Annotated in this window: 23 protein-coding genes; 9 read left to right on the top strand and 14 right to left on the bottom strand. The window is 43.2% G+C overall.

The window, feature by feature from the left end; genetic code table 11:
• The first annotated feature begins 53 nt into the window (after positions 1-53).
• From HMPREF9999_RS07370 to HMPREF9999_RS07335, 7 genes are all read left to right on the top strand, one after another.
• Positions 54-2,882, top strand: a complete 2,829-nt coding sequence (locus HMPREF9999_RS07370) for a SusC/RagA family TonB-linked outer membrane protein (RefSeq protein WP_198144634.1) — start codon at positions 54-56, stop codon at positions 2,880-2,882.
• Positions 2,883-2,900: 18 nt separating this feature from the next.
• On the top strand, positions 2,901-4,400 hold the full coding sequence (locus HMPREF9999_RS07365) for a RagB/SusD family nutrient uptake outer membrane protein (protein ID WP_009752075.1): 1,500 nt from the start codon (positions 2,901-2,903) through the stop codon (positions 4,398-4,400).
• A 219-nt stretch (positions 4,401-4,619) separates the two neighbouring features.
• Positions 4,620-5,099 (top strand): hypothetical protein, encoded by a 480-nt coding sequence (locus HMPREF9999_RS07360; protein ID WP_009752073.1) that lies wholly within the window; start codon positions 4,620-4,622, stop codon positions 5,097-5,099.
• On the top strand, positions 5,096-6,097 hold the full coding sequence (locus HMPREF9999_RS10005) for a DUF4929 family protein (RefSeq protein WP_009752072.1): 1,002 nt from the start codon (positions 5,096-5,098) through the stop codon (positions 6,095-6,097). Before HMPREF9999_RS07360 ends, HMPREF9999_RS10005 begins: the two co-directional genes overlap by 4 nt.
• Before the next feature lie 301 nt (positions 6,098-6,398).
• Positions 6,399-9,206, top strand: a complete 2,808-nt coding sequence (locus HMPREF9999_RS10000) for a M16 family metallopeptidase (RefSeq protein WP_009752071.1) — start codon at positions 6,399-6,401, stop codon at positions 9,204-9,206.
• A 45-nt stretch (positions 9,207-9,251) separates the two neighbouring features.
• Positions 9,252-10,118 (top strand): ChaN family lipoprotein, encoded by an 867-nt coding sequence (locus HMPREF9999_RS07340; protein WP_009752070.1) that lies wholly within the window; start codon positions 9,252-9,254, stop codon positions 10,116-10,118.
• Between the two features lie 86 nt (positions 10,119-10,204).
• Positions 10,205-11,119 carry a hypothetical protein gene (locus HMPREF9999_RS07335; RefSeq protein ID WP_009752069.1) on the top strand — a complete coding sequence of 305 codons (915 nt, stop codon included), beginning with the start codon at positions 10,205-10,207 and terminating at the stop codon, positions 11,117-11,119.
• Positions 11,120-11,590: 471 nt separating this feature from the next.
• Here HMPREF9999_RS07335 and dnaG read toward each other — a convergent pair whose 3' ends face one another.
• The 3 genes from dnaG to HMPREF9999_RS07320 all read right to left on the bottom strand — a co-directional run bounded on the left by dnaG (position 11,591) and on the right by HMPREF9999_RS07320 (position 15,725).
• Positions 11,591-13,759: a DNA primase gene (dnaG, locus tag HMPREF9999_RS07330; protein WP_009752068.1), complete on the bottom strand. Its 2,169-nt coding sequence runs from the start codon at positions 13,757-13,759 to the stop codon at positions 11,591-11,593.
• A 154-nt stretch (positions 13,760-13,913) separates the two neighbouring features.
• Positions 13,914-14,819 (bottom strand): dihydroorotate dehydrogenase, encoded by a 906-nt coding sequence (locus HMPREF9999_RS07325; protein WP_009752067.1) that lies wholly within the window; start codon positions 14,817-14,819, stop codon positions 13,914-13,916.
• A gap of 126 nt (positions 14,820-14,945) precedes the next feature.
• Positions 14,946-15,725: a dihydroorotate dehydrogenase electron transfer subunit gene (locus HMPREF9999_RS07320; RefSeq protein WP_009752066.1), complete on the bottom strand. Its 780-nt coding sequence runs from the start codon at positions 15,723-15,725 to the stop codon at positions 14,946-14,948.
• Between the two features lie 191 nt (positions 15,726-15,916).
• On the opposite strand from HMPREF9999_RS07320, the gene HMPREF9999_RS07315 reads away from it, so the two are divergent.
• Positions 15,917-16,426, top strand: coding sequence for a DMP19 family protein (locus tag HMPREF9999_RS07315; RefSeq protein WP_009752065.1), 510 nt, complete (start codon positions 15,917-15,919; stop codon positions 16,424-16,426).
• Positions 16,419-16,898: an SsrA-binding protein SmpB gene (gene smpB, locus HMPREF9999_RS07310; protein WP_009752064.1), complete on the top strand. Its 480-nt coding sequence runs from the start codon at positions 16,419-16,421 to the stop codon at positions 16,896-16,898. Before HMPREF9999_RS07315 ends, smpB begins: the two co-directional genes overlap by 8 nt.
• A 178-nt stretch (positions 16,899-17,076) precedes the next feature.
• On the opposite strand, the gene HMPREF9999_RS07305 is transcribed toward smpB, so the two are convergent.
• The 11 genes from HMPREF9999_RS07305 to atpD all read right to left on the bottom strand — a co-directional run bounded on the left by HMPREF9999_RS07305 (position 17,077) and on the right by atpD (position 25,710).
• The gene (locus HMPREF9999_RS07305; RefSeq protein ID WP_009752063.1) at positions 17,077-17,313 is read right to left on the bottom strand and encodes a YecH family metal-binding protein; all 237 of its coding nucleotides are present in this window, start codon (positions 17,311-17,313) and stop codon (positions 17,077-17,079) included.
• 101 nt (positions 17,314-17,414) lie between these two features.
• Positions 17,415-18,050 (bottom strand): phosphatase PAP2 family protein, encoded by a 636-nt coding sequence (locus HMPREF9999_RS07300; RefSeq protein ID WP_009752062.1) that lies wholly within the window; start codon positions 18,048-18,050, stop codon positions 17,415-17,417.
• A 307-nt stretch (positions 18,051-18,357) separates the two neighbouring features.
• A complete protein-coding gene (locus tag HMPREF9999_RS07295) occupies positions 18,358-19,221 on the bottom strand; it encodes a F0F1 ATP synthase subunit gamma (RefSeq protein WP_009752061.1) in 864 nt (287 codons plus the stop codon).
• A 76-nt stretch (positions 19,222-19,297) separates the two neighbouring features.
• Positions 19,298-20,881, bottom strand: a complete 1,584-nt coding sequence (gene atpA, locus HMPREF9999_RS07290; protein WP_009752060.1) for a F0F1 ATP synthase subunit alpha — start codon at positions 20,879-20,881, stop codon at positions 19,298-19,300.
• Positions 20,882-20,916: 35 nt separating this feature from the next.
• Positions 20,917-21,480: a F0F1 ATP synthase subunit delta gene (locus HMPREF9999_RS07285; RefSeq protein WP_009752059.1), complete on the bottom strand. Its 564-nt coding sequence runs from the start codon at positions 21,478-21,480 to the stop codon at positions 20,917-20,919.
• 43 nt (positions 21,481-21,523) lie between these two features.
• Complete coding sequence (gene atpF / locus HMPREF9999_RS07280; protein ID WP_009752058.1) at positions 21,524-22,027, bottom strand: F0F1 ATP synthase subunit B; 504 nt, start codon at positions 22,025-22,027, stop codon at positions 21,524-21,526.
• Positions 22,028-22,069: 42 nt separating this feature from the next.
• Entirely contained in the window at positions 22,070-22,312 is a 243-nt protein-coding gene (atpE, locus tag HMPREF9999_RS07275) for an ATP synthase F0 subunit C (protein ID WP_009752057.1), read from the bottom strand.
• A 118-nt stretch (positions 22,313-22,430) separates the two neighbouring features.
• Entirely contained in the window at positions 22,431-23,516 is a 1,086-nt protein-coding gene (atpB, locus tag HMPREF9999_RS07270; protein WP_009752056.1) for a F0F1 ATP synthase subunit A, read from the bottom strand.
• A 9-nt stretch (positions 23,517-23,525) separates the two neighbouring features.
• The gene (locus tag HMPREF9999_RS07265; protein ID WP_009752055.1) at positions 23,526-23,912 is read right to left on the bottom strand and encodes a hypothetical protein; all 387 of its coding nucleotides are present in this window, start codon (positions 23,910-23,912) and stop codon (positions 23,526-23,528) included.
• Entirely contained in the window at positions 23,909-24,172 is a 264-nt protein-coding gene (locus HMPREF9999_RS07260; RefSeq protein WP_009752054.1) for a F0F1 ATP synthase subunit epsilon, read from the bottom strand. Before HMPREF9999_RS07260 ends, HMPREF9999_RS07265 begins: the two co-directional genes overlap by 4 nt.
• A 5-nt stretch (positions 24,173-24,177) precedes the next feature.
• Positions 24,178-25,710, bottom strand: a complete 1,533-nt coding sequence (atpD, locus tag HMPREF9999_RS07255) for a F0F1 ATP synthase subunit beta (RefSeq protein WP_009752053.1) — start codon at positions 25,708-25,710, stop codon at positions 24,178-24,180.
• Positions 25,711-25,725: the final 15 nt, after the last annotated feature.

The raw sequence follows: 25,725 nt of genomic DNA, 5'->3' as shown, positions 1-25,725 counted from the left end.
ATCATTTTCACGAGGGACTGTGTTTTACTCCCATTTCACTGAAATACTTCTTTATGCGTCATCTCGCTATTCCCTGTTTCTTTTGCATAATCCTGCCCCTTCATGCACAAACTTCGGAGCCTTCCGAACGAAAGCTCAATGAAGCGGTGGTTACTGCACGACCAAACATCAATGCGCTTGACATTCGTGCTAAATCTGGTGTCGTTCAAACTGTCAATATGAAGCTGTTGTTGAATAAGCCTATGATAGATATGTCCATGGCACTTCAGGGAAGCGTGCCCGGTTTGGTCGTTATCAATCGGGGAGAGTTGGGCGAAAAACCACAAATTCGTATTCGTGGTAATTCTTCACTCCGACGAGGTGATGCCGCTAATGAACCTTTGTATGTGTTAGATGGTAAAGTGATTTCTTCTGATGCCTTTCTGACACTCAATCCCAATGACATAAGCGAAATAAAGGTGTTGAAAGACGCTGTGGGAACAGCACTTTACGGCATCAAAGCAGCCAATGGGGTAGTGGAAATTACGTCAAAGCGCGGCAATGCCATAGGACGATTGACAGCGTCCTACAGTATGAATCTGGGAGTAACTTTGCAAGGTCGTCGTGGAGTAGAGATGATGCACACCAAAGAGAAGCTAGAGTTTGAGCGTAGATTGCAAAATCCTCTTGCACCAGGCTATCTTTATAGCGCAGACTATATAAGAAGAGCATATCCCACTGCACAAGATTTAGAGCAGCGCATTGCAGCAGGCCAACGAGTATTGGACAGTTTGTCAAATATCGACACAGATTGGTTTGAAGAACTTGTTCGTCCAAATCTCTATCAATCGCACAACCTCAGTTTACGTGGAGGAAATGAAGTCACGTCTTACTACATTTCTACCAATTTCAGTAGTCAAGGAGGGCGTCTTCCTGGGAATAGCACGAATCGTATCACGGCAAGGATGTCGATTGACCAGCAAATAGGACGCATCGGATACGCATCCGTTGGAGCCGACATGGGATATAGTCAAATAGAAACTCCCAACGGCACAGACGTATCTCCTTCTGATCTTGTCTATCTGCTCAACCCCTACGAGAGCAGAAGTGGCAAATTGTGGTCGTATGGTAACAAAGGCAGCTACTATACTCTAGATGATCTTTTGCACCAATATAGCAAAACAGGAGGAGATAAGCGTGGAGGCGTCAATGCTTCTATCAATTTGAAGCCTTGGGAATACCTAAGTCTTGATGCAGTGGCAGGTTTGGACTTCGTGCTTAATGAAGAAACAAACTTCACCCCTTCGACTGCGTGGAGCGAACGTGAGAGTGGTGCGCGCCCCAATGAACGTGGGCGCATCAGCCGATCCAAAGATACGCAGCAAAATCTCAGCGCTAATGTTCGCCTGACCTACAACCGAAACTGGAACAATGTGCATGATCTTACGCTTGGTGCGAATGTCGATGCCTATCAGTCCGATTTAGACAATACGAGTTTAACCGGATATGGAGTAGGAACCAAGATGTCGGCAGCACTCATCAATCAGTCTTTAACGGGCAATCGTAAACCTTCTGTGAGTAGTGGGACAGAGCGGAACAGACAATTCGGTGTAGGCTTCGTGGGTGGCTATTCTTTTCAGAGCACCTACGACTTGTTTGCAAGCTACAAGCGTGATGCATCTTCCCTACTTCCTTCAAACCATCGTTGGAACACCGCATGGGCTGTAGGTTTAGGATGGACACCCACACAATATGATTGGCTAAAGTCGCAAGACATCGTTAGTAATCTCAACCTGCGAGTGTCTTTGGGACAAACAGCAAATTTATCGGGAGTGTCGTCTGCTGCGACTATTGGCACCTTCTCTTACCACAACACGGAGTTCTATTCCGATACACGCCTCTTAAAACTCCAAGCTCTTTATAATTCCCAACTGAAAGCCGAGCATACAGATACTTATGATGCGTCTCTTTCATTTGAATTGTGGCGCAAACTTTCGTTCAATTTCAATCTCTATCGTCGACAAACGAGCAATGCCCTCCTTGATGTGCCCATTCCCCTTAGTAATGGATTTACAACAATGACGCGCAACATTGGGGTATTGCGCAACGAGGGTTATGAAATTTCCGCCAACTATCGCATTCTCTCACATGGAGATGTACGCTTGTCGGCTCGCGCCTCTTTGTCTTACAACAGAAATCGCGTAGTAAGTCTCTATTTCACAGATCGTCTCTACTTAAACGATAGTGATCCTTTGCCTGTTTTTGAAGTTGGAAAGCCTTACGATGTGCTTTATGGACTTTCTTCAACAGGGATTGACCCAGACTCGGGATTGCCTAATTTTATTTCGGCGCAAGGAAATCCAATGAAATTGCACGACAATCCCAAACGCAGCGATTTTGTAGCTTTGGGCTTTACGACACCTCCTTACACCAGCACGTTTGGACTGACATTTGAGTGGAAATCCTTCACGCTCGATGCAGATTTTTATTACGTATCAGGTGGCGTGCGCCGTTATAATTACAAATATGCACGTATGAGCGATGAGGCGTATCGCAATGCCGTGGCAGGAATGACTGACAAAACATGGTGGACCAAAGGAGATGCCAACAAAGTTTATCACACTCGCTTCGTTTCTTCTGCCTCACAGACCTTGCTTCAATACGCAAACTCCACCAATGTTGGCAAAAGCGACTATTTGAGATTGTCGATGCTCTCTTTGCGCTATCGCATTCCGCGCAACTTATTACAGCGAATTGGTTATGTGGTGCAGTATGCTTATTGTGGAGTTCAGGCTTCCAACCTCTTTACCTTGACGAGTTATGCCGAATCCGACCCAGAAAGTGGACGGCTATCGGGAACATTGCAGCCTGTCATTGCGTTCAATCTCAATCTTACGTTCTAACTTATAATACTAGTCTCGATGAAATTCTACTTTGGCTCTCAATCGTTTGGTGTGCGTTGTACAAAGTCCCAACGCCCCTCTCTCATCGTTGGCACAGTATTATTGGGACTGTTTTTGAGTTTTCAAGGCTGTTCTCTCGATGTTCCTTATGAAAATCGATATGCAGACCCCAATGCTGTTGTGAATGCTCAGACTGCGCGTGAGCTTTTGGCAACAGCCTATGCAAATCTGCCTTTGGAGCATTTTACTTGGTCCGTGCTGAGTGATGATTTTCGTCCCACTTATAAACTGCGTAGCAGTCCTTCGCTTCAGAAACTCGCCAGTTTTGATGCTGATGAACTGACAAACCTGGCGAATGATTTGTGGGCACGCTATTATTCTAGCATTGCTGTGGCGAATGCTGTGGCAGAGCGAGTTGACTCTTTACCTAAGTCGACTGAGCTTCAGAGCATAGCTTTAGAAAGTCAACGTATAAAGGCTTATGCTTACTTCCAGTTGCTTCGAGCATTTGCGCCTATTCCATCTGTAGCTTCTGATAGTGCGGGCATCATCTTCAAAGATCATCTTCAAATGTCGGCTTTTCCTCGCTTATCGGTAGGAGAGAGCATCGATAGTATTCGCAATATACTCGAACGCAGTACCCCTTTCGCAAGTTTTAGCGCCCCAAACAAAACAGAAGTTTCTTCGACTAACAACGAACAGCATTGGTTCACGTCGATTGCAGCTGCCTATCTTCGTGCGGAATTAGAGTTATATGCAGGGGATTTTGCCGAAGCTGAGCGATGGGCTCGCTTAGTGATAGAACAAAAAGGTGGTACTCTCTCTCTCAACCCTGAGGTGTATCAACAATTGTGGCAAGGTAATATGTGCAGTGCTCGTATTTTTGCTCCCTACATCAACAGATATTTCTATACGGAAATCGTGTATGACCGACAAACAGGGGATTGTTTCACGGTAAATCCAGCCGTGCTTTCTCGTTTCGGTCAGACTGATTTGCGACGTGATGTCACTGCTTTTGACAAGAAATTGCCAGAGTCTCCCTTAAAGCAAATGAATCATTGCTTGGGTAAGTACAATGCCGTCAATTGGTCTCGCACGAATGGTGGCGCCTCTGGCGAAACGCACTATGTCAGTTTGTACCGCACAGCTGGTGCTTACTTCATACTAGCAGAAGCCTTAGCACATCAAGGCAAAGCTGCCGAAGCGATAGCCGTGATGAATAACTATCTAAGTCAACGTAAAGCCCCTTTATTGGCCACAAACTTGGATGGCGATTCGTTGCTTTCCGCCATTCTACAAGAAAAACAACAAGAGTTTCTTGGCGAAGGGGAGCGTTTTTTCGATATAAAGCGCTATCGCCATACGCTCCTGAGCCATTGGAATGAAGGGCAGTCCAACAAACAACGCATTTCAGCTAACGACTATCGTTGGAATCTCCCAATTCCCAAGGGCGAATATCTCTACAATGACCGTGCTACACAGAATTTTGGTTGGCCGCGTCTGAGATTAGGAGAATAGCGTTTGCCGCTTTCTGATGATTCTCAGAGATATTGATACGAATGTGGGAGAAGTCCGAAAAAAATCTCCGACATTTTTCCAAATTCCTCTGACATTTTTCTGAGAATCTCCGAGTTTTTTTCAAAAAACTCCGATATCGTTAGAGCTAACACCCGTAGCTTCTTAGCATAGCTCTGAAGTTACAGTTCATTTCTTTGCACCAACTTAAACAATCACGATATGAAAAAAGTTTACGCAGCGTTGTTGCTATTGCTTTCTACTGTGCCAGCTTTGGCACAAACGGCAGACAGCAACAAAAACACCAAAGAAGGGGTCATCAAACTTCTTGATGGCACCAAGGAAATTAAATCTTTCTCTGCTAAACACCTGAAGATTACATTTTCAGATGGGAAGGTTCACTTCACGCAAAATGGTCAAACAGAAAGTTTTTCACTCGCCACTTTTGGCGCTCTCCAACTTTCAGTAGTGCCCACTGGAATTAGCCCTATTCAACAACAAGCTTTGTGGCAACTTCAAGGTCAAGAGGTGCTCGTTAATGCTCCTGTTGGCACTGTTTCAGCGCTTTATTCCCTCAATGGGCAGCTGGTTTCTACTCATGTGCAGCGTAGTGCCCAATTTGAGACTGTAGGCACCGTACCAACTAATGGCTTGTATGTGCTCCGCGTAAAAGATAAATCTACTAAAATCTTTGTAAGATGAAGCGTACCTTTATTGCAGCGATGATATTGCTTTGTGGTATTGGGGCATCGTCAGCACAGACGCTTGGTGTGTATCAGCCCAACTCAAGTAAGATGTGGGATTTTTCAACGCTCAAAGACCAAAGTTTACCGCTTAATAATGGTAAATTGATGGTGGGTGATGCTCAATACGCTGTTTCAGATGTGGATAGTGTTGTCGTGCGTGCGCTAGAAGCACCACAACTCACAGTAGCACAACAGCAGCTTGTCAAAGGTTATCATGAGAAACTCGGCATAGATCTCACCAAGGTGCTTGGTGTGAAGAAACTTCATGCTCGTTTATTCTTTCCAGGTTATGAGAGTATGCAAGCTTTCACTCAGCCTTATGAACGTAACCTAGAGGATTTTACCATCATCACCCTCAGTGAACAATCAACTCCTGAGAAACCTGTGCTGAAAATGACATATAATCCACTAGGACTGACTAATTATCAGCGCTATCTGTTGTATCAACTCACCGTTGGAAACGACGAGTTTTGGTACGGCGAAGATGCAGGGGAAGACTACAAGAAGGTGATGGAAATCCTTAATTGGCATAAAAATAGCTTTGGCGACTTCAATGTAGCGCTAGATGGTTTGACTTTTAGTAATGTGAATGCTGGAGTTAATGCTTCTGTGAACTTTATAGCCGATCAGAAAGATGCCTCTGGTGACCCTACACGTCGCATTCCTTTTCAGTATTATTTCTCTACTTGGGATAAAGCTCAGCAAATCGTAAAAGAACAAACGCTTGAGCGTTGGGAGGAATTGGCAGAAATCACAAATGACGGTAAAGATGGAACGCCAGATCCTTTGCATTATCTCAATACTTCCTCGTCTGAAAAAAATGAATATGATGAGGCTGAGAACTTTATTGCTCCAAAGGCTAGTGTAGATTTCAAAACTGGAAAGCTACATTTTGAGTTTTCCTTTGACGCTGGTGGCATGGGCTACACGCGTTGCTACATTGACTACGATTAAAATTCAAGCTATACCTTGGCTAAGGCTGTGTAGCAACTCTTGTTGTGGCACAACCTTAGCACTAAGTTGTTTTTTGGGGAGCTGTCTATTCCCTTTGGTTGAGCCTTTCTATGAAATTTCCTCTGGAATTATCATAGGAGTAAGAGCGTGGCTCATACGTTTGAGTAGATCAGGGCTGAGTTATTCTAAAGTTCTGTGATCTACATTATAATGAATTTCGATGTTTTTATCTCGATACTCTGTGTTTCGACTTCTTCTTTCCTCCCATCTATCTAAGTGCCTACTTTGTTGTTCCTTATGGATGGTAGGAAATCAGATGGGGTGGGCGAGTGTACCTTTCAAATCGCGCACATTGGTGTCTTTGCCAAAGCAACTTGTTACGGGAACTCTTCCCAATGGTTTGCGCTATATGCTGATGCCAAATGCACAACCTTCGGGACGTGCAGAAATACGCCTTGTGCTTAATGTCGGATCAGTTGCAGAGAAGACTCACCAACATGGGCATGCGCATTTCATCGAACATCTTGCTTTTGGAGGAACTCAGTCTTATCCGCAGCGAGAAATGGTGAGTTTTTGGGAGCAACATGGTATGAAGTTTGGTCAAGACATCAATGCTATGACAGGATATGACCGAACCGTCTATCAAACTGCTGTGCCTTCGCTCCCCAATGACATGGAGCTATTGGAGCAATCTTTACCGATGGTGGCAGAATGGCTGGATAAAATTAGCATTTTGCCCCAAAAGGTGGAACAGGAGAAGGGAATCATTCAAGAAGAAATTAGAGCCTACAACACGAATGATGATTTCTTTTCGCTAAAACATGGAAAAGGAGCGTATGCAAGGTTGCCTATTGGGACGCCAAATGAGGTGTCCTTAATCACGTCTGAGGGGTTGCGTCAGTTTTATACACAATGGTATAACCCTAATCGTGCAACACTCATTGTTGTAGGTGCGATAGATGCAGATAAACTTCAGGAGAAGGTGAAGAATGTCTTTGGAAAGATTCCTGCAAAGTCTTCGTCTGATGACATCTCTCCTTTCAAATATGATAAGGGAGTTCAAGTGATGGTGTTGCACGATGAACTCATTTCTAGCACTTCTGCTGAGCTCATTGTGCCTCATCGCGTTAATCCCCAGCGCACTATGGGAGATGCCCTTGAAATACAGCGAGGAAAACTACTAATGCTGCTGGCTGAACGCAGACTCCGTGCTTTGGGTATGCGAAGTTCTTTGAGTGATGCATGGTATCTCGGCAATGTAAATCACTTCACAACGAGTGTGGGAGCTCCAGATGTACAAAGTTTGCGAGATAGTGTTCGACAAGTCGCGATGGCATTCCAACAAATGGTTACTGATGGTTGGTGTGGTCCAGAATTGCGTAGCGCCAAACGACACTTTATCGCATCTATGCAGCAGAAGAATCCCATGCGTGCTCGTAGTTCTGCGGTGTGGTGCGATGATTTCATCGATTATGCTGTTGTAGGTGATCGCTATTTTTCGGATTCTCTCCAGTGGCAACAGTTGATAACTGGTGTCGATGAAACGACAAGTGCTGATTTGCAGCGGATGCTCAAGCGATGGATGCAAGCCGCTGACCAAAGTATGTTGGTTGCCGTTAGGACAAATCGAATTAAACAATCCGAGGAGTCAGAAGCTGAGCGCAGTAAACTTTGGGAATGGTTTTGGAAGAAAGGCACGCGGGGCCGTCGTCCTTACTATGAATATCGAGAAGTGGCGGAGACAGCTTCGCAGGAAGTGAAGATTCCTAAGGAATTCTCTACATTTCCAGCCTACGATGAGCGTATGGTAGTGGAACAAAAGTTCTATTCCAACCTCAAAATAACTGATGCTCGGTTGAAGAATGGACTGCGCATTGTGCTTAAGCCAACGCCTTCTGCCGATAGCTTGATGCACATCAGCGTCATTGCTCCTCAAGGTACTGCCAGTATCCCTATTGAAAAGTATAATCTTTTAGAAGGTACTGCAGGATATATGGATATGGGAGGTACGAGAAGCCTACCAGCTGAAGCCTTGCCAGATTTTCAAATGGCGCACGGCATCACGTTGATTACCTCAATGGAGCACCATTGGCACGGATTTTTGGGACAAACTGCCACAAAGAATAGTCGGTTGTTTTACAATTTCTTGCGCGAAAAGTGGCTTTATCCAGAGTTGCGTTACAATGATTTTGAAGATGTGCGTCAAGAACTTTTAGAGCAGCAAGGCAAAGAAACAACTTTGTCACGTATGCTTCATCGTTCGCCAGAGCATTTAATCAACCAAGAAGTGGATAAATGGGCTGGTCATGTGCTACCTTTTACAGCAAAGGAGCCAGACAGCTTGGATTTGAAGCGAATGAAGTTGGACGATATAGCTGCATTTTATCATCACCTCTATGCACCAACTGAACACACGACCATCATCGTGACGGGAACTTTTGATGCTCAAGAAGAACTCAAGTGCATTGCTGCTGTTTTTAGTCAACTTCCTGCGGCACATCCTCAATATACCACTCAAAGACCTTGGACATCACCTAGCCAAACTGCTGAAACTTGGCTGCAATTTTCAGATAATGCAGGAGATAAAACTGAATTGCTGCGCATCGAACGACTTTGGAGTGGACAATATGAGCCTGGATTGCGCTCTTCCCTCGTACTGAAACTCATGCGTGATGCTCTTAGACAGCGCGTCATTGAGATTGTAAGGGAAAAAGAAGGCTTAGTCTATTCACCTTATGTGTCGCTTTTCTATGATGCTAGCCCATGGGCGCACTTTCTGATGGATGTTAGTTTAACCGCTGCACCCCATCAACGGAAGAAAATTCAGGAGGTGATGACTGAAATAGAGAAGAATCTCAAACAAGTGCCTTTGAGTGAAGCAGAATTGGCGCAATTGAAACGTCCTTTCCTTATTGCCAAGAATGATGAACTGGCACCAGACGATGCTGCAGCCTGGAGAACGGCAATAGAACGCTTGATTAAAAACGAAGAAAGTCTAGAGGATTTCAATCGATATGAGGACGTCTTGGAAAGCATACGGCCAGAAGACGTGCAACGTGGCTTCCAGGTCCTCATCCAACAGGAACATTGGCTTTTCCTTGCTGAATAATCAGTTCAAATTTCAGATTTAATTACCTTTTTATCTCTATAATATATGCGTAAACTGCTTATACTGCTTACCTTTCTCTTTACTTGCGGAGTGTATGCCCAGCAACCTCAGGCCTACACTTTGTTTGATCATAATGGAAAGTCCACTACGTATGATGCGATGATAGATAGTCTGTCGCGCGCTGACGTTGTTTTCTTTGGTGAAATGCACAATTGCCCCATTACACACTGGATGGAGCAAAATGTGCTTCAGACTTTTGTGGATCGTTTTGGGAAAAATGTAATGGTGGGAGCCGAGATGTTTGAGTCGGACAACCAGCTTATTCTTGACGAATACCTGCAGCGTCGTATTTCTGGGGATCGTTTTGAGGCAGAATGTCGTTTGTGGCCTAATCATTCTACCGATTATGCGCCTTTGCTCTCTATTGCCTACGATAATAAACTACCTTTTATTGCAACTAATGTCCCTCGTCGCTATGCGAATGTTGTAAAGGAGCATGGACTTACTTGGTTGGATAGTCTTTCTAGTGCATCGCGAGCTTATCTACCTCCGTTACCTATTTATGTGGAACGCGATTCTAGTGCAGAAAAGGCCTTTGAAGTGATGGGAGCTATGGCGAGGCACTCCAATAGGGGGCATTATGTTGAAGCGCAAGCTTTGAAGGATGCAACAATGGCTTGGAATATAGCCCAAAACTGGCAACATAATATTCACTTTGTTCATTTCAACGGGAGCTATCATTCTGATTTTCGCAAAGGCATCATCGAACAATTATTGCGTTATTGCCCTCAGCTACGCATTGCGCTCGTAACTGCTGTGCGACAGGAGAGTGTGGAGGCTTTAGACGAGGGGCAGTTGGGCCGTTCTGACTTCTATATTTGTGTGCCAGAAACGATGAATACCTCATATTAAAAGCTGAATATAGACTCTGGCTGCCGTTGGTTATTGGTAAAAGTTGATAATCACAAGGAAATATTCTAATTTACATCATTCAAACTATGAAGAAAATATTACTCTCTCTGATTGCTGCTTGTATGGCAATGGCTATGCAAGCGCAAACCTATACCGTGAAAGTGCTGAAAACTGACGGTACGGTGGTTGCATTCCCAATGGAAGACATTAAAGAAATCACAGTGGATGAAAATGAAACACCCACTCCACAGCCCGCTACTCCCAAGTTTGTGGAAGTAGCTGGAGTGAAATGGGCGACGGGTAATCTACAATACGATAAAGGTACTTGGAAAATCGCAGCTCATCAATGGGATTATTTTAATCCTGTGTCTGGAGTTAGCGTAGAAGGCAGTCGCAGTAAAATCCCTCAATCTGCCGATCAAGTGGACCACTTCAACATGGGAGTCGTAGGCGCAAATGCTTTAGCAATTGACGATACTCACGGTGGCACAGCCAATACTTACTTTGAAGGTAAGCTCTATGTGGACGCAAAAATGCAAAATGAGACAACCGACTTTGAGAAAGCTGCTTTTGGCGACCTTGCTTTTTGGGCAACAAAGGGAGAGTATCGCTTGCCTTCTCGCAAAGAGTCGCTTGCCCTCATCAATGATGCATCATGGCAGTACGGATATGTGGAAACTGATGGCTTGAAAATATATGGATTTCTTGCAACCAACCCAACTAATGGTGTGCCTGAAAGAAACATCCGTATAGCGAAGCCTTTGACGTCTGAGGAGATTGCAAAGGGTGTTTTCTTCCCTTGTGCAGGATCGCGCTATGAGCAAGGAGTGCTGAAGAATGTTGGTTATGGTGCCTACTATTGGGTAGGTAAAGTATGGGAAGACAATGACAGTTGGGGAGCATTCATCTCTGCCGACCGTGATGGCCTCTATGGAGACTATCAAGGAGATGATGGTACCAAAGGTAATTGTATTAGACCTGTTTATGTTGGGGCGAAGTAGGGCTTTATAGTTTAAAGCAGAAGACTTGAAACATTCGTTGTTACAACAAATGATAGTCGAGAATTGAATCGGCATCGACTCTACTTGGCTTGCAAATTATTGCTATTCGGTAAACTTCCAAACGGCACTAAAAAGCTTCCCGAAGCCCTATAGAATAGGACTTCGGGCTTTCTTTTTCAAAAAGCAAGCCCCTAATCAAATAATGATGGTTCCGAGGGTGGGGATTTAGCTCTTTCAGCCAAACTGCTCACTCATCCTTTTAGGAATCTTACACACAAATATTGGACACTATCGTTTTGGGGGTAACAAGCAAAGTAACAAAATAGGCTGAAACCCTCTTGCAGATTTCAGCCTAATTTTTATAATCAGAAATTTTTTACCGGATAGCAATATATATTATTATTGCTATGATGGCGGTTGTACTATAAACGTACAAGTTTGTTGCTGTATTTCAACCTCTTAAATAAGACTCTACCGTACAAGCACACGGTCTCCGAGTACTTTAGCAAATTGCTTTTCAATTTCATTGATGTCAATGAGTTTCTTGAGTAGCTCATTCATCTTATCTGGTTGATGTAACAGTACTGGTTGTCTGAGTGCTCTAAGTACTTCTTCTTTTTGGACTCCTATAATTGCATGTTTGTAGTCGTTGATTACTCTTGGAACAATCTCAACTAGACGTTTTTCTTCAGGAACAAATACTTTTTGTTGTTCCATGGAGAGGGGATAGCGATCATCAGCCAGTTCAGCTGCTAGGCGATTAATTTCTGGATCATGATGCGTAATAAAGTATGTGCGAGAATTAAATGACTCAAGATTAGAAAGAGTTTGCTGAGCTGCTTCTTCTAATATCTGCTGGTGTTTTTTGACTTGAAGAAGAATATTGTCAGATGAGAGATCTTCTAATATGTAGGGAGCAACTAAAGGACTGTCGTCAACGATGCTTGATTCTACTTCACGAGATGTACTCCAAGGTGTTTCAACAGCTGTGTGTGGTGCTATGATTGGTAATTGTCCATAGCGGATTACAAGCTGTACAAGTTGACGTTCGCAAGCTATGAGGTGTTTATGAGCTTCACTATCGCCTAAACTCAACTCTGTGCTCTTCGCTGAAACTAGACTATCGGGCGCGGTAGCTGCCAAGGTAGATGGTGAGATTGCCTCGTGAGTGGTCTCACGAATATCCTCGGAGTGAGATTCTATCTCTGAATCAATGGATGGCACTCCAATGGAGGCTGAAGGCTGCTGTCCCTGTTCAGGAGTTTCAACTGTCGCTGATGATTGGGAAGAGAAAGATGTGTTAGGATGTGAACGCGTAAGCGTTCCATTTTTAATCTTGCGGATCTCTTTTGCTACTTCGTTTACGATGGCTGATTCATCAATGCTAAGACGCCCTGCAAGATCGTGAATATATACTTGGCGAACAATATCGCTAGGGATTACTGCTATGCTGTGTGTGATGTCTGTAATCACATTTGCCCGCTTCATAGGATCTCTTCCCGCATCTTTGAGTAGCAGCTTGGTTTTAAACTCTATGAAGTCCTCCTCTCGCTCTTCTAGATCTTTTTTAAACTCCTCTGGTGTGCGGGCTTGAGCGTAGCTGTCGGGGTCTTCCCCTTCTGGTAGCAGTACAATCTTGATATTAAGTCCCTCTGAGAGCAATATATCTATGCCGCGCAGTGAAGCATGGAGGCCAGCAGCATCACCGTCGTAGAGCACAGTTACATTGTCTGTGAATCGGTGGATGAGACGCACCTGTTCCGGGGTGAGAGCAGTTCCGCTGGAGGCTACAACATTTTCCACTCCACTTTGGTGCATGGAGATGACATCAAGATACCCTTCTACAAGATAACAACGATCATGTTTGACGATAGCTTGTTTTGCAAGGTATAGGCCATAGAGTTCACGTTTTTTGGAATAGATCTCCGATTCTGGAGAATTCACGTATTTTCCTACGTTTTTTTGCTCATTATTTAGTATGCGTCCACCAAAGGCCACGATTCGTCCCGATACAGAGTGTACTGGAAATATGACACGTCCGTGGTAGCGATCGAGGAGTCGTCCATCATCAGTGCGATAGCATAGACCTGTTTGTATCACATATCTATCATCAAATCCTTTGGCCTTTGCCTTTTGCACCAGTGCATCACGTTGTTCGAGTGCATATCCCAGTTGAAACTTTCGGATGATGTCGTCACGTAGCCCTCTTCGTCTGAAGTAGCTCATTCCGATGGCCAGACCATCCACATTGTTGTGCAGCGTTTCGACGAAATAGTCGCGTGCCCAGTCATTAACTACAAACATGGCTTCCCGGGCGGTGGCAGCGGCTTTTTGTTCGGCCGTCTGTTCGCGTTCTTTCACCTCGATACCGTAGCGACGTCCCAGCCACTTAAGTGCCTCAGGATAGGTCATCTGCTCATGCTGCATGACAAACTTAACTACATTTCCCCCATTGCCGCAACTGAAGCATTTACACAGTTGTTTAGAAGGCGACACCATGAAGGAGGGCGTCTTCTCGTCGTGGAAGGGGCAAAGACCTTTGTAGTTGGCACCCGAGCGACGCAGAGTTACAAATTCTCCTACAACATCTACGATGTCGGCAGCAGACATGATTCTATCTATGGTACTTCGGTCTATCATTTAGTGGAGTGCTTTGTGCAGAAATTTTGTGCAATCTGAGAAGATTACCTATGACAAAGGTACAACTTTCTCTCGACAATGGCATAAAAATCCCTTCCACATTTAGCGCAGAAGGGATGGCTTTGGTTGAAATATAATAACTTACGAATCTATATTAGATGACCCCAATGATATCATGGATGTCTTTAATACCATGGGTGTCACACCAAGAATTTATGCCATCTATAACTTTAATTGTGACAGCAGGGTCTATAAAATTAGCTGTTCCTATTTGAATGGCCGTAGCACCACACATTATAAACTCAATGGCGTCAGTCGCGTTCATAATACCCCCAAGCCCAATGACTGGAATATTTACTGCTTTTGCTACCTGATATACCATGCGCAGTGCAACTGGCTTTACGCATGGCCCCGATAATCCTCCTGTACCAATACTAAGATTACTGCGACGACGTTCTATGTCTACGCTCATACCCATTAAAGTGTTTATGAGCGAAACAGAGTCAGCACCTTCTGCTTCTACTGCACGCGCGATTTCTGCGATATCCGTTACGTTGGGGGATAGTTTCACTATGAGTGTTTTGGGATAAACAGCTCTCACAGCTTTCACTACTGATGCTGCTCCTGAGCAAGAAACCCCAAAAGCCATGCCGCCATCATGAACATTGGGACAAGAGATATTTAGTTCTATGGCAGGAATATTCTCTAATACTGCCACTCGAGCTGCACATTCTGCATAGTCCTCAGGTGTAGAACCACTAACATTGACTATAGCTGCAGAATCAAAATCTTTAATCTGAGGATAGATATTCTCTGCAAAATAATCAACGCCTTTATTTTGTAACCCTACACAGTTGAGCATACCTTGTGCTGTTTCTGCCATGCGAGGATAATCATTTCCTTGGCGAGGAAGTAGAGTAGTACCTTTCACAACATATCCGCCTAAACGATTTAAATCAATAAAGTCTGCAAATTCTAATCCATAGCCAAATGTACCTGATGCTGTGAGAACTGGATTTTTTAATGATAGATTGCCGATATTTACATTGAGATGAGCCATGAGAATGTTGAAAGATAAGACATTAGAAGAGTAATGCTAAAGCACAAGAATGAAGTGTGTAACCTATGGTTAATGGTACATAATTGGGAGTAAATACTACTATGCAGTATTACATAGCTTGTCATCTTATTCCCAAGTTAGCTGGTTAGTATTGAAAACTGGTCCTTCAGTACAAACACAAACATTTCCTTTAACAGTTTTTTCAATACAACATAAACAAGCTCCAATGCCACAGGCCATTAGATTCTCCAAAGAGACAAAACAAGGAGTGTCATATTCACGAGCTAACTTAGCAACTGCTTGCATCATAGGTTTAGGACCACAAGCAGCAACACTATCAAATTGCTCCTTCTTCCAGATTGAGTGATGGGTTACAAACCCTGTTTCTCCCATAGTAGAATCCTCTGTAGTAGTAAAGACTCGGCCAAAAGCTGAAAAGCGATCAAGTTCTAGTAAATCTCTTTGTGAGCGACCACCTAATAAGAAGACGGGTTCGTGACCAGCTTCAAAAAGTTGACGACCGTAGAGCAACATTGGCGCAGTACCAACTCCGCCACCAATGAGGAGGAGTTTCTTTTTTCCCTCGGATATTGGGGGTACTGTAAATCCATTTCCAAGAGGGTATATGCAGTTTAGCGTCTGTCCTTTACGGAGTTTGCCTAGCGATTTTGTACCATCTCCGACCATATGGATAAGGAGAACTATGCTATGCTTCTCGACATCTACATCGTTGATGGAGATAGGACGACGAAGAAAAGTCGTAGAGGAATCATCTATTGCTATTTGAACAAACTGCCCAGGAAGCATAGGAGGAAGGGCTTGGTCAGGATCAACTAATCGAAGTAAAATGTAGTCTTCTCTTAAGAAGTCAATGCTATCTACATGCAGGTCTTTGACAAATTTCATTATTCGAACAGAGAGAAAATTATATGCTTGGTGACAAAGATACGATTTTTTTGAGTAATAGAGGGTGGGAATGCTGGCTTTTCATTATCTTTGTAGTAGAATATTTTAAGAGCTGCTCTGCTATTTTGTTTTTGACAAGGCTCTGTTTTTAGGTAAAGTTGAATAAGTAGGTATACAATATAAGGTAAATCATGAAGATCATTGTAAAAGACACTGCTCTACGTGCAGCTGCTGAGACTGGAATGGATGAGTTTCTTCAGGTTTTAATTCAGGCATTTCAAAATGAGCTGGGAGAAGAATTGACGGGGGAGGCGATGTCAAAATTGTCAGGAGAACAGACAACATTATGGGCATATCTTTTGCTTCGAGATGAACTGTGTGATGGTGGATTTGTTCAGCTAATCTATAATGGTTATGGTGACTTTTTCTTTCTGAACCCTTTTGCTAAGGCTATGCGTTTGTGGGGTTTGAAGGAGTTATCAAAATTAATATACAAAGCTCGTGAGCTTTATGAATTACATGGTGAGGACATTAAAAAGCCATGTTCTGATGAAGAATTCATGGCCCTTTATGAGCGTTTTCCTGAATTCGATGACCTAGATGATGAGTTTATGGAGCATGAAGAAGAATATACAACGCGCGTAGCGCACTATGTAGATGAGCATCTCCTTGATTTTATTGAGATAGATAAATATGAGTAAACAAAAAGGTGGAAAGATTAAGCCACAACGCATACGCATTAAGAATAAGCGAGCAACTTTTGACTATGAGATCATCGATAAGTACACGGCTGGTATCGTATTAACTGGTACGGAGATTAAGAGTATCCGTGAGGGAAAGGCTTCATTAGTAGATACATTTTGCTTTATCCATAGTGGAGAGTTGTGGGTAAAGAATATGTATGTGGCAGAGTATTCTTATGGAACTTATAATAATCATGCAACACGTAGAGATCGTAAGTTATTACTCAATAAGAAAGAAATTAATAATCTGAGAAATGATACGTTGTCTCCTGGTTACACCATTGTACCATTGGTGCTGTTTGTCAATGATAATGGATTGGCCAAATTAGAAATAGCTCTTTGTAGAGGTAAGAAAGAGTTTGATAAACGTGCATCTATTCGTGAACGTGATGATAAAAGAGAGTTAGATCGTTTTATCAAGCGGTTTTAGTTGTCTTGCTTTATAGGGTATTACTAAAAACGTCTCTAGTCGAAAGACTAGAGACGTTTTGTTTTGTAGAGTGTGGGGGTAATCTCTAAGAGCAGTAATAGTAGCGTTCTATTTTTCATATTGCAGCATTTGCAAACAATTAGAGAACCTACAACTCCTAATACACACTCTCAGCTAATTAATGGCCACAGCTACCTCCAGGAGCTGTGTTTACTGTATATCCGCCATCTACTTCTACAAACTTTCCTTTGGATTTAAGAAAAGCTATCAGCTGTTCTGCAGTCATGTCATTTTGGCTGCAGCTGTAATATTTGGCATCATTGCCAAAGGTATTGTGCATAGCACTGATAAGGGAAGCATCAGTAAATGTTTGTCCCAGCATCATACCAAGAACCTCGTGAGCGTGGTATTCCATTGTTTGAAGTTGTTTAGTAAGTTGTGTTATATAAAGTTGAAAGTGATAAGATAAATTGTATGTAAATCAAATCGATTCGCGAATGTCCGCTTCTTAGTCTTCTAATAGATTAATCGCCAAGGTGTAGCTAGTATACAAAGCGTAATAATAAAGACTAAAGGAATATAGTTGAGGACCTTTCTTGGATACTCATATGTAGTTGCATCATTAAAATAGTGTCTATATACACGAAAAGCAAGAAATGCAATCATACTTCCCCATAACGCACCTACGAGTAAATCTGTCATATAGTGTACTCCTAAGTATATTCTTGTCCAACAATTGAGTAATGCCCAACAAAAAAGCGAAATATAGACATTACGATCGCGAAAGATTAAAGATAGAAAAGTTGCGATGGAAAATGTGTTCGCTGCATGAGAAGAGAAAAAACCAAAGTAACCTCCACGATAACCTGCTACGATATCTGTTAAGTGCATAATCTGAGGATTATGAGTGGGACGCCAACGAGCTATTAAGGGTTTGAATATAGAAGAGGCTACTTGATCGGAGATAACTACACAAAAAATAGCAGCTCCTATAATAAAAAAGAAGTGGGCAAAGTCGTGTTCCTTGAATAAGACATATACTATAACCAATAGAAAAGGTATCCATACCTGGATGTGAGTGGCACTCCAAGCAAAGGCGTCAAGATAGAGTGAATGACTGCCATTGAAAAAAAGAGTGATAGCTTGATCCATGCCGAATGTTTGTTTTTTCCTTATGGTGAGTAAATCGCTTCTTCTATAAATCGGAGTGCTGCGTCGTCTAAAGTCTGAAATGCATAGTCCCTATAATGCAATATGTGTGGCTACAACCTCCTGTACGTAATATGTAGTTCTCAACAATATAGTCCCTTTTCTAAAGCCCAATCAAGCTAATAGTTTCTATGTTGTGCTAAATAGGACACAAATAGCTCGATAGCATTAGCCTAAAAATAGGAGAAGCTATAGCTTTTGTGGTTATAGCTTTCTCCCACTCAATGTTTGTTCTAATTTTTTTGTCGGATTATTGCAAGGAACCACCAACGATGTCTAGTAGTTCTGCAGTAATCGCCTGTTGGCGTGACTTGTTATATTGCAGAGTCAGCTGACGGAGTAATTCATCAGCGTTGTCTGTAGCCACTTGCATTGCTATTACCCGGGCTGCATGTTCTGAAGCAAGGCTATCAAGCATTGCTGAGTAGAGCTTGAGGTGAAGCGATTGTGGGATGAGTTTCTCAAGAAGGTGTTGTGGATGAGGCTCAACTAAGAAGTTGAGATTCTGGTCTTCAGCTTCACCTTTAGGAAATTTAATGGGAAGAAATTGTTCTTCAGTGAGAATTTGGCTACCAGCACTTTTGAAATGATGATAAATCAAAACCACCTTATCTATTTCGCCTTTAGCATACCCTTCCATAATTTCAGTTGAAAGGGCTGCAATAGGGGCGTATTGGGGATGATCTAGACAGGAAGACAAATCGCACGCAGGAGTATAACCTATTTTGCGTAGTCCTTCTGTGATCTTTTTACCAATAGGGTAAACTTTGGTTACTTGAATCCCTTGTTTTCTGAAACTATCAAGGGTTTGCTTGGTCTTTTTAAGTGTGTTACCGTTAAATCCTCCACAAAGACTAGAGTTAGAGGAGAACACAATTACAGCCACTCGTTGTATCTCTCGCTCTTCTGCGAATGGTGAACTGATAGTGCCTTCTAGCGAGGAAACAAAAGTAGACATAATGCCACTGAGCTTTTCCTCGTAAGGGCGCATTTGTTCAATGGCCTGTTGTGCGTGGTGCAACTTGGAACTGGCCACCATCTTCATGGCACTAGTAATCTTTCGTGTGCTATTGACAGAAGATATTCGGGTTTTTACTTCTTTTAGTGAGGCCATAAAAAGAGTAGGGTTGTGACTCAGCTAAGATTTATGGTGAATTTCTCACCATAAATCTATGTGCTGGTCGCGTTGTTTAGGCATATTGTGCTGTAACATCAGCAGCAACCGATTTCAAGGTGGTTTCAATCTCGTCCGTAAGTTGGCCTGCTGCTAAGCCTGCAAGAACGCTATCCTTGTGGGAGGCGCGTAGAACGTTAAGGAACTGCTCTTGGAAATCTCTGACATGCTCAAGAGGTACCTGTGACAGTAGTCCCTTTGTTCCACAATAAAGAATAGCAACTTGCTCCGCAACAGGCATTGGACTGTATTGTGCTTGTATGAGCAGCTGATTATTCTTACGACCACGGTCAATTGTCATAGCAGTAACCGCGTCCATGTCACTAGAGAACTTAGCGAAGGCTTCAAGTTCGCGATATTGCGCTTGGTCAATCTTCAGGGTACCTGCCACCTTCTTCATAGATTTAATCTGGGCAGAACCACCGACACGAGAAACAGAGATACCGACGTCAATTGCAGGACGGAAACCTTGGTTAAACAAGTTTGTATCAAGATAAATCTGTCCATCTGTAATCGAAATTACGTTGGTAGGAATATATGCTGATACGTCACCTGCCTGAGTCTCAATAATGGGAAGTGCAGTTAGTGAGCCTCCGCCTTTCACTAAGCCTTTGAGAGACTCAGGAAGATCGTTCATTTGCTCTGCTACTTCTTGTTGGTTGTTAATCTTTGCTGCACGTTCTAGAAGACGTGAGTGGAGATAAAAGACGTCACCAGGATAAGCCTCACGACCAGAAGGGCGACGAAGAATCAAAGATACTTCACGATAAGCAACGGCTTGTTTAGACAAGTCATCGTACACAACCAAAGCGTGTTTACCACGATCACGGAAGAATTCACCGATAGCAGCACCAGCCATTGGAGCATAGTATTGCAATGCAGCACTTTCTGCAGCTGTAGCAGACACGATTGTTGTATATTCTAGCGCGCCTCTATCTTTGAGGATGTTTACGATATTGGCAACGGTTGAAGCCTTTTGACCTATAGCTACATAGATACAGTAGACAGGATTACCTGCTTCGAAGTTAGCACGTTGATTAATAATCGTGTCAATGGCAATTGCTGTCTTACCCGTCTGGCGGTCACCAATGATTAGCTCACGTTGTCCGCGACCAATGGGAATCATCGAGTCTACACTCTTGAGACCAGTGGCCAAAGACTCTGTAACAGGTTGGCGATAAATCACACCTGGAGCTTTGCGATCGAGTGGCATTAAGTACTTTTCGCCTTCTATGTCGCCACCTCCGTCCAGTGGTTGTCCGAGAGGATTGATGACACGCCCCAGCATGTTTTCGTTAACCATAATGGAAGCTACACGACCTGTACGCTTAACGCTTTGACCTTCCTTAATTCCTTCGGAGGAACCAAGGAGCACAGCACCGACATTGTCTTCTTCCAAGTTCATGGCTACTGCCATTACACCATTCTCAAATTCGAGAAGTTCATTTTCAGTAGCTTTTGTCAAGCCATAGATACGTGCCACACCATCACCAATGGTGAGGACAACGCCCACTTCTTCAAATTTCTGGTCTACGGAAAGGTCTTTGAGCTGCTGCAAAAGCACCTCAGACACTTCACCTGGTTGGATATTGTTGGGCATATTCTTTTAGTTTTTAAGATAGAATGCCTATGTCCTTATTGGGCACGACTTGGCAGACGAAGTTGATGTCGCAGGCGTTCTATTTTTCCACGTAGACTTGCATCCATACGATTATCATCAAATTGAAGGATGAAACCAGCGCGGAGACTTGGATCTATGCGAACGTCAAGATTTACAACTCCTGCTGTACGTTTGGCAACGATATTGCGAAGACGTTCTTCTGTTGCTTCCGTTATAGGCTGTGCAACAATTACTTCTGCGCGGGTGATTTGTTTTGCCTGTTCGTATTGGTGTACAAAAGACGTTGCGATAAAAGGCATCATTTCTGTGCGCTTCTTCTCGACAACTAGTTGTAGAAATCGACGTGTGGACGTTGATGCATCTTTGCATTCTGGTGAAAGAGAAGCTGCAGTAAGCAACTCTACTTTCTTTTCATTGCTGAAGATAGGATTAAGAAGAGCTGCTGTTAAGGTGTTTACCTGTTGAAAGCTCCTACGTAGCTGAAGCATTTCTTGATATACACGAGACTCCTCTTGATTTTCTTCTGCAAATCGAAGCAGAGCTTTAGCATAACGTGAGGCAACGATTCCTGTATTCATCGTTTTAATACTAGGTTGTGAGTGATATAACTAGTCACTCTATTTACTTACGCTCTACATCATCAAGGATGTCGTTGATGTAGGAGGTCTGTGCCTCGCTCTTTTCAAGTTCGCGACCCATGAGTTTCTCTGCCACCTGCATGGAGATGTCAGCTACCTGGGAACGAATGTCGAGCAGAGCATTGGCTTTCTCAACCTGAATCTGTTTCTTGGCTTCTGCAAGGAGTTTAGCTCCTTCTTCTGCTGCCTGTGACTTGGCTTCCGCGACAATGGCATTGCGAGTTTCAGCTGCTTCTTTTAGTATTTCAGCTTGCTTCTCGCGCGCTTCTCGTAACACTTTCTCACTTTCTGCTTGGATACCAGCAAGCTTCTCGTTTGCTGCTCGAGCATTCTGCAAACTTTCATCAATGAAGTTCTTGCGTGCTTCTACGGCATTCGTGATAGCTGGAAATCCAAACTTAGCGAGGAGGAGAAAGAGAGCCACGAAAGCTACCAACATCCAAAAGAGAAGTCCAAAATCAGGGGTGAGGATGGAGGGTAAGTTCATGACTCCATACTTATTTGTCTTTGGATGAAATGAGGATTCTATTTATTTGATGAGGAATGCGCAAGCTGCAACAGCGAAGAGGGCAACACCTTCTACAAGAGCTGCAACGATGATCATGTTGGTCATAATCTTGCTTGCTGCTTCTGGTTGACGTGCAATGGCTTCCATGGCAGAGCTACCAATCTTACCAATGCCAAGACCAGCACCAATAGTTGCAAGACCAGCACCAAGTGCCATACCGAGTTGAGCAAAACCAGTGGTTGCTTCGAGAAGTGATAACATCATAGTTGTAAATGTTTTGTGAGTTATTCTATTTGAGTTTGTTACTTTAGGAATATCTCTTTGTAGGTCTAGTGTTATGCTTATATAGCATTAGCAACAACTACAAAGGACTTATTTCTACTTAGTCTTCGTGGTGTTCGGGCAGAGATAAGCCAATAAAGACAGAAGAGAGTAGAGTGAAAACGTAGGCTTGGAGGAATGCTACCAAGAGTTCAAGGCAGTTCAAGAAAATCATGAGTAATGAACTAAACACTGTGAAGATAGACCCCATGGTGGTGCTAATTTGCCATGTCATGAAAATCACGAAAGTAAAGGAGAGGATGATAGCGTGTCCTGCCATCATGTTGGCAAAAAGACGAATCATCAGAGCAAAAGGCTTAGTAAAGATACCAAAAATCTCGATTACAGGCATCACTGGTGGAATTTTAAGCCACAATGGAACATTTGGCCAAAGGATTTCTTTCCAATACTCTTTGTTACCAAAGAGGTTTACCATCAGCATCGTGCCTACTGCTAAGAACAATGTAATGTTGATATTGCCCGTCACGTTGGCTCCTCCAGGAAATATAGGGATAAGCCCTAGAAGATTGTTCGTGAAAATGAAGAAAAACACGGTGAGGAGATAAGGCGCATATCGGCGATAAAGCTTTTCTCCAATGGAACTTTTTATCACATCATCATGAATTGCCATTACCAACATCTCCATCATACCAACAAAACCTTTGGGAGCTTCTTGGCGTACGCTATCGTGTTTCTTATACCATCTTGCGCATGTCAAGAAGATTGTCAGAAGGATAATAACAACGAGCCAAATCTCAATCACGTTTTTGGTGATAGAAATATCCCAAGGTTTAACCACCTCCCCATTGGGAAGGCGTTCGTAGACCTTGTTATGGTGCTGAGGAGAGAAGAAAAAGCCTTGATAATCTTTCCCCTCTTTGGCAGCTTCTTTAATGCGTTCACTGCTAAAGATATGCCATCCAGATGTTTCACCCTTAACAATAACAGGGAGAGGGATGGACACATGGTGGTTGCCCCAAGTTGTGATATGCCACTCATAAGAGTCTGCTAGGTGTTCTAGGACAAACTCCGATACATTGATTTCGCCTTTATGTTCTTCAGATGACGCAAAGGCTGTTTTAGGCAGAAAAAGCCCAAATGCGAGTAATAAGAAGAGCCATAAGTTGTATTTAATGCGATGTGTCATGAGTCGAATCTATTTTGTACTCAATTTTGTACGATGCCAAGCAGAAAAAGCTAATGTCAGAATATAAAACGCTGCCAAGTTGATGAAGATTAGCGCGAAGTCAAAGCTATCATTCCGCTTGCATATAAAAAGAATCACAATCGTTAGTATCATGCGCAGCAGAGAAAAACCTAGATTTACTCCAATGAAATAAGAGGAATCTTTGTCTTTCAGCGCGTTTGTTATGGACATCTCTAGCAAAGTAAAGGAGAAATATACCACAGAAGTCAGTGTTATTGAACGGGCAATCTCAAAGTTTGAGACATTCATTGTCCATTGTTCAATAAAAAAAAGAATGACTCCGAATATAACCTGCGCCAATGCTAATAAACATCCGAAACGAAGAATTCTAATCATAGACTATTGTCAACTTCTACGCACAGAGTCACCTCATTATCTTTAACCTCTATAAATCCACCAACGATGTGAAGTTCAAAAGGATTGTTTCCACGGCATATTATTGTGCCTGTGGTCAGAGAAGAAATGAGAGGAGCGTGGTTGCGAAGTATTTCAAACTGTCCTTTTTCCCCTGGTACAATCAGTGCATCAACATATGCACTAAAAAGTGTACGTTCTGGAGAAATCACAACAGCGTGAAGTTCGTTAGACTGTGCCATATTACTTAAGATTTAGCTTGAGAAAGCAAGCGTTCTCCCTTTTCAATAGCATCGTCGATTGTACCAACATTCAGGAAGGCCTGTTCGGGCAAGTGGTCTACTTCTCCATCAAGAATCATATTGAAACCACGGATAACCTCATCGATAGGTACCATAACACCCTTCACACCAGTGAACTTTTCTGCAACTGTAAATGGCTGAGAAAGGAAGCGTTGTACACGACGAGCGCGATTCACTGTCTGACGGTCTTCATCAGAAAGTTCGTCCATACCTAAGATGGCAATGATATCTTGGAGTTCTTTGTACTTCTGAAGAATTTGCTTTACACGTTGTGCACAATCATAGTGTGCTTGCCCAATAACATTAGGATCAAGAATACGAGACGTAGAGTCGAGAGGGTCCACTGCTGGATAAATACCTAATTCCGTAATCTTACGAGAAAGTACTGTCGTTGCATCCAAGTGCGTGAAAGTTGTAGCAGGAGCGGGGTCCGTCAAGTCGTCCGCAGGCACATACACAGCTTGAATAGAAGTGATAGAACCATTTTTTGTAGAAGTAATGCGCTCTTGCATAGCACCCATTTCAGATGCGAGGGTAGGTTGGTAACCTACAGCAGAAGGCATACGACCAAGAAGGGCTGACACCTCAGAACCAGCTTGAGTAAAGCGGAATATATTATCGATAAAGAAAAGAATATCAGTTGCTTTACCACTTTCTGCTCCACTATCTCTAAAAGATTCTGCGATGGAAAGACCAGAAAGCGCAACAGAGGCACGAGCACCTGGAGGTTCGTTCATCTGACCATACACCAAGGTTGCCTGGCTCTTAGACACTTCGTTGTAGTCTACTTTTGAAAGGTCCCATTCACCACGTTCCATGGCTTCAGTAAATGCTTCACCATATTTTACAACGCCTGATTCTATCATTTCGCGCAGCAAGTCATTACCTTCGCGAGTACGTTCACCGACACCAGCAAAAACTGAGAAACCATCATGGCCTTTAGCAATATTGTTAATCAGCTCCATGATAAGCACTGTCTTTCCCACACCAGCACCACCAAATAGACCAATCTTACCGCCTTTCATATAAGGTTCGAGCAAGTCAATCACTTTAATACCCGTGTAGAGTACTTCACGACTTGTCTTGAGATCTTCAAACTTGGGAGCCTCGCGGTGAATAGGGTAGGCGCTTTCTGGAGTCTTGTCTACTCGATTCAAACCATCAATGGTTTCACCGATAACGTTCAGCATACGTCCCTTAACTTGATTGCCGATAGGCATTGAGATAGGCATACCCGTTTGACGAACTTCCAATCCACGTGCCAAGCCGTCCGTATTGTCCATGGCAACTGTACGCACGGTATCCTCACCAATGTGCTGTTGCACTTCAATGACTATTGTGCGACCATCAGGGTGTGTAACTTCCAATGCATCGTGAATCTTGGGCAGTACTTCTGCTGCATTCTTTTCATCCGTGGGGAAGCAAACGTCGACTACTGGGCCGATGATTTGAGAGATATATCCAATATAAGTGCTCATATCCGTGAATATCTT

The sequence above is a fragment of the Alloprevotella sp. oral taxon 473 str. F0040 genome (genome assembly GCF_000318095.2).
Lineage (GTDB): Bacteria > Bacteroidota > Bacteroidia > Bacteroidales > Bacteroidaceae > Alloprevotella.
The sequence above is the reverse complement of the archived record's forward strand: the minus strand, read 5'-3'. Positions and strand labels throughout refer to the sequence as shown.